Genomic DNA, 5,767 nt, shown 5'->3' with positions numbered 1-5,767 from the left:
AAATTTGATTGTTTTTAGAAATCATTAAAGGCATCTCTTGATATACATGTCCAAGTTCTTTTATGGACGGAATAAGTATAAGGATGATTAGATGGAAAAGATAGAGGAATTAACAACACAATTAAATAGCATGAATATTACAAGTAAAGTTGAAGGCATTATCTTAGATATTATTTTTCGACACATTAAAGATATGGTTTTTATCATGAAGGTAGAGCCTGGCCCTGTTTTCACCTATCTTTTCGCTAATAAGCCAGGGCTAGAACATGCTAATTTGCCACTTGACTATACTGGGAAATCATTGGATGAAGTTCTCCCTTTTAAAACTGCTTACGTATTACAGCAAGAATATTTAAGAATACTTAGGCAGAAAAAATCTATTGGATTTTCAGATGAGGTTGTCCTTCCAGATGGAAGCAAGATGAATGGGGAGTCATTTTTGACTCCTGTGTTTGATGAAAATAACGAGGTAAGCTATGTCGTATCCGTCACGAGAGACATAACATCAGCATTAATAGAGAAGAAGCGATTAATTGAAAGTGAACAGAAATACCGATCCATCGTTGACCATAATTTAGATGGAATTCTAACAGTTAATCTGAATGGCATCATACAGGAGGTCAATCCTGCAGGGAGGAAATTAACAGGTTTGTCGGAAAAGCAGCTAACCAATCGGTCTATATTTGATTTAATTCCAGAACAGGATATAGAAGATATAAAAATGCTTTTCCACAAAACGAGGAATGGTTTTCCGATTGAAACACTCGATTGCCGATTTGTTCATCGAAAAGGACATTATTTAACGGTTCACATTAAGACTGCACCTGTTGTTGTGAACAAAGAGATTGTAGGTATATATATTATTACACGAGATATTTCTGAGCAGGCAAAAAATGCGGAAACTATTAAATATATGGCCTTTCATGACCAACTGACAGGTTTATATAATAGGAGAGCATTATTAGGAGATTTGGAGGAGCAAATTACTTCTGCAAAAAAGACAGGAAATGAATTTGCCCTTCTTTCAATTGATTTGGATCGGTTTAAATACTTAAATGATTCACTCGGACATATTTTAGGAGATGAAATATTAAAGAAAGTTGCAAACAGACTTTCTGAATTAAAAGGGTGCACCGTTTATAGGCAGGGCGGGGACGAGTTTATTATTCTTCTTTCACATACAGATAGAAATAAAGCTAGCAAATTTGCACAGAATATTTTATCTAAGTTTTCTAAATCCTTTTATTTAAGCTCTCAAGAATACTATATTTCACCAAGTATTGGGATTAGTATGTACCCGAATGATGGGAAGAACGCTGAGACTCTTATCAAAAATGCGGATGAAGCTTTATTTAGGGTAAAAGAAAAGGGGAAAGCTCATTTCCAATTCTATCGGACAGACATGAATTCAATCCTTAGAAATGTTGTTGAAATGGAAACACTCCTGCGAAAGGCGATCGAACGGGAAGAATTGTTTTTGCATTATCAGCCTCAGATTGATTTAAAGACAACGAAAGTATCTAGTTTTGAGGCACTATTACGCTGGAATAATCACGCACTTGGATTGATTTCTCCAGGAGAATTTATTCCGCTTGCAGAGGATACAGGTTTAATCATACCGATTGGAAACTGGGTCATTGACACTGCCTGTAAGCAAATTCGTGATTGGTCAGATAAATATCATCAGGATTTTAGAATTGCTATTAATATCTCTCCAAAACAATTCCAGCAGCACAATTTGCTTAAAATCATTCAAAAATCGATTGAAAAATATCGAATCAATCCTAGGGCTTTGGAAATTGAAATAACAGAAGGTGCCATGCAGGATACGAGGGATACAGCACCTATTCTATCAAGATTAAAGGAACTTGGAGTTTCAATATCTGTTGATGATTTTGGAACGGGCTATTCATCATTAAATTATTTAAAGCAATTTCCAATCGATGTATTAAAGATTGATCAGTCCTTTGTCAAGGATGTACTATTAAACGATAAAGATGCAGCTATTACAACGACTATCATCCATTTAGGGAGAAGCCTGGGGATGGAGGTAATCGCTGAAGGAGTAGAAAGCGCGGATCAGGCGGCATTTTTATTAAATGCCAACTGCCACAAAGCACAAGGATTTTTGTACTCTAGACCTCTTCCTGCAGATGAGATTGAAAATTACTTTCTTAAAGAATATTGCAATAAATAGAAAAAGGAAAAGCATATGCTTTTCCTTTTTCTATTCACTTACAAGCGTAAATACAGTCAATTCAGGCTTTGATAGAAAACGGAACGGAAGACGGGTAGTTCCTATTCCGCGATTGACATAAAGGGTTAATGGTGTGCCGCCAATTTCATAAAAGCCTTCATGATATTTTTCTGCAAAAGGAGGCTTTACAAGGGCACCAATGAAAGGAATCTGGATTTGTCCCCCATGGCTATGACCGCTAAGCTGCAGCTGGATATTTAACTGTGAAGCCTCATCTGCTAAATCGGGAGCATGTGATAAGAGGATTTTGTAAGAATCTTCAGGAACTCCTGCTAAAGCTTTACTGATGTCAGGATTTCCTAGCATGGCATCATCAATACCAATTATATACAAGCTGCTGCCATCAAGTAATTTTACTTGTTTATGACTGTTTTGCAGCAAATTAAAATCAGCTTGCTCAATGATGGATTTATAAATATCTGATCCGTACCCTCCATGATCATGATTTCCGTATATAGCAAATTTACCAAATGGGGCATTTAGCTTTTTAAGAAGAGGAATGATCTTATCGCCTTCTAAGTATTTATTAGGGGCGTCCAACAAATCTCCTGTAAAAAAGATAAGATCTGGTTTAAGCTCATTTATTTGCTCTACAAGAGTCATGAATTGCTGCCTATCATATTGAAAGCCCAAATGAGTATCACTGAACTGAACAATTTTGAAATGATTGAAGCTTTTTGGAATTGATTTATGACGAATCGGAAAATTATTTATCTCTAAGAGCCTAGGCTCAATATGACCTGCATAATAATATCCTCCAGCACCTAGACCGGAAATTGTAAGTAAAGAGCCGAATACTTTTTTCAAAAAAGACCTTCTCGTAACTTTTTTTGGCATGAATATTACCAACCAATCTAATTCATTTTCACCTAAAACATAGATACCTTCTTATACTATCAAACTCTTATCTTAAAAAAAAGGGAGAAAAATGGATTTAACCTAATTTATGAGTTTTGCAATTATGATAAAAGTCTTATAATTTATTAGAAAATTCAATCTGCTAGTGGTAAAATAGAGAATGAATGATCATTCATTATTAAGGAGGGGAAAGGATGAAAGAAAAGGTAGTAATTGTTACAGGTGGTTCAAGTGGTATGGGTAAATATATGGCAAAACGTTTTGCAGAAGCGAATGCTTTTGTTGTTATAACAGGAAGAACAAAGGAGCGTCTTGATGAAGCAAAATTAGAAATAGAAACATTTCCAGGGCAAGTGTTGACGGTTCAAATGGATGTTCGTGAAATAGAACATGTGAAAAATATGGTTGACGAAGCACTTAAAACCTTTGGAAGAATCGATTATCTCATCAATAATGCTGCTGGGAATTTTATATGTCCAGCTGAAAAACTTAGCGCAAATGGCTGGAATTCAGTAATCAATATTGTCCTAAATGGAACATTTTATTGCTCTAGTGAAATAGGAAAGTACTGGATCGAAAAGGGGATTAAAGGCAGTATCATCAATATGGTGGCCACTTATGCCTGGGATGCAGGTGCAGGCGTCATTCACTCAGCTGCGGCGAAAGCAGGCGTATTATCGATGACAAGAACATTGGCAGTAGAATGGGGAAGAAAATATGGGATAAGAGTAAATGCAATCGCCCCCGGCCCGATTGAACGTACAGGAGGAGCTGAGAGGCTATGGGAATCGGAGTCGGCTGCAGAAAGAACTATTAATAGTGTACCGTTAGGAAGACTAGGAAAGCCTGAGGAAATAGCGGAACTAGCTTATTTTCTATTTTCCGAGCATGCAGCCTATATTAATGGCGAATGTATTACAATGGACGGCGGACAATGGTTAAATCAATTTCCGTTCTAGATAATAAACCAGCAGGGGAGTAATTTTATTCCATGCTGGTTATTTTTTTCGAAAAGTTATTCTAATATTTGAAAAATTATCCTTTATAAAAAACTAACAGAAAATCTTAAGGAATAGTAGTATACTAAATCTAAGGGGAGTGGACAACTTCTCTTTCATCAATAATTGGTTGATTAGGAGATGTTATTTGTGAGTACATATCGTGTAGAAAAGGATTTCTTGGGAGAAAAGCATGTTCCGATTGAGGCTTATTATGGCATACAAACATTAAGAGCTGTTGAGAATTTTCCCATTACAGGATATAAATTAGACAAAGATTTAATTATTGCGATGGCAATTGTAAAAAAAGCTGCTGCGCTTGCAAACTCAAGTATCGGGCGTTTATATAAAGGAAAAGCGGAGGCTATCTGCAAAGCAGCAGATGAAATTATTTCAGGGAAATGGCATGATCACTTTATTGTGGATCCGATCCAAGGCGGAGCGGGAACATCCATTAATATGAATACGAATGAAGTCATCGCAAATAGAGGATTAGAGTTCTTGGAGAAGGAAAAGGGTGAATATTTTCATTTGAATCCAAATATTGATGTTAATATGGCCCAATCTACAAACGATGCTTTTCCAACAGCAATTCATCTTGCTGTTTATAGAGCACTAGAAACATTATTAAATACTATGAATGAAATGAAGGAAGCTTTTAATCAAAAAGCTATCGAATTTGATTCGGTTATTAAGATGGGAAGAACTCATTTACAGGATGCAGTTCCAATTCGTCTAGGGCAGGAATTCAGGGCTTATACAAATGTGATTGAACGTGATATTAAGAGAATTGAAAGATCAATGGAAGCTTTATTAGAGGTAAATATGGGAGCAACTGCTGTAGGAACAGGGCTCAATGCCGATCCTCTTTATATTGAAAAGGTTGTCCAGTATTTAGCTGAGATATCTGGCATCCCTGTGAAACCAGCCGGTAATCTTGTTGACGCTACACAAAATACGGATACATATACAGAAGTCTCATCTGCCCTTAAAATTTGTATGGTGAATATGTCAAAAATCGCCAATGACCTCCGCTTAATGGCTTCTGGGCCTAGAGCAGGCTTGTATGAAATTAACTTGCCTTCACGTCAGCCTGGTTCATCTATTATGCCAGGAAAAGTTAATCCAGTTATGCCGGAAGTTATTAACCAAATTGCTTTCCAAGTAATTGGCAATGACCATACGATATCTCTTGCGTCTGAGGCGGGACAATTTGAGCTGAATGTTATGGAGCCGGTATTATTATTTAATTTACTGCAATCCATTTCAATCATGAATAATGGCTTCCGCGTATTTACTGACTTCTGTGTGTCTGGTATAACGGCCAATGCTGACCGCCTTAAAGAGTATGTGGAAAAAAGCGTAGGTTTATTAACTGCTGTCAATCCGCATATCGGGTATAATGTCGCTTCTGAAATTGCCAGAGAATCAATCGTAAATGGGAAATCCATTCGTGAATTATGCTTGCAATATGATGTGCTAAGTGAAGAAGAATTAGATCTGATTCTAGACCCATACGAAATGACAAAGCCTGGAATATCGGGTGCATCTTTACTTGATAAGTAAGGTTATCGCCCATATAATGAAATTAATTTATAGACAAAAATACCGGTAAGATTATCGGTATTTTTGTCCATTTATCGCAGATTAACGG

Annotated in this window: 4 protein-coding genes; 3 read left to right on the top strand and 1 reads right to left on the bottom strand. The window is 36.5% G+C overall.

What is annotated here, in order from left to right; all coding sequences use genetic code 11:
* Window positions 1–91: 91 nt before the first annotated feature.
* Window positions 92–2,197: an EAL domain-containing protein gene (locus V7149_RS23385; RefSeq protein WP_335347980.1), complete on the top strand. Its 2,106-nt coding sequence runs from the start codon at window positions 92–94 to the stop codon at window positions 2,195–2,197.
* Between the two features lie 30 nt (window positions 2,198–2,227).
* Here V7149_RS23385 and V7149_RS23380 read toward each other — a convergent pair whose 3' ends face one another.
* On the bottom strand, window positions 2,228–3,094 hold the full coding sequence (locus V7149_RS23380; protein ID WP_335347979.1) for a metallophosphoesterase: 867 nt from the start codon (window positions 3,092–3,094) through the stop codon (window positions 2,228–2,230).
* 215 nt (window positions 3,095–3,309) lie between these two features.
* Between V7149_RS23380 and fadH the strand changes: the two genes are divergently transcribed.
* Together fadH and aspA are read left to right on the top strand one after the other, a co-directional pair.
* Window positions 3,310–4,074, top strand: coding sequence for a 2,4-dienoyl-CoA reductase (gene fadH, locus V7149_RS23375; protein ID WP_335347978.1), 765 nt, complete (start codon window positions 3,310–3,312; stop codon window positions 4,072–4,074).
* A gap of 189 nt (window positions 4,075–4,263) precedes the next feature.
* Window positions 4,264–5,679 carry an aspartate ammonia-lyase gene (gene aspA / locus V7149_RS23370; RefSeq protein WP_438823965.1) on the top strand — a complete coding sequence of 472 codons (1,416 nt, stop codon included), beginning with the start codon at window positions 4,264–4,266 and terminating at the stop codon, window positions 5,677–5,679.
* The last annotated feature ends 88 nt before the right edge of the window (window positions 5,680–5,767 follow it).

The organism is Bacillus sp. JJ1503, from assembly GCF_036965125.1.
Taxonomy (GTDB): Bacteria; Bacillota; Bacilli; order Bacillales; family Cytobacillaceae; genus Cytobacillus.
The sequence above is the reverse complement of the archived record's forward strand: the minus strand, read 5'-3'. Positions and strand labels throughout refer to the sequence as shown.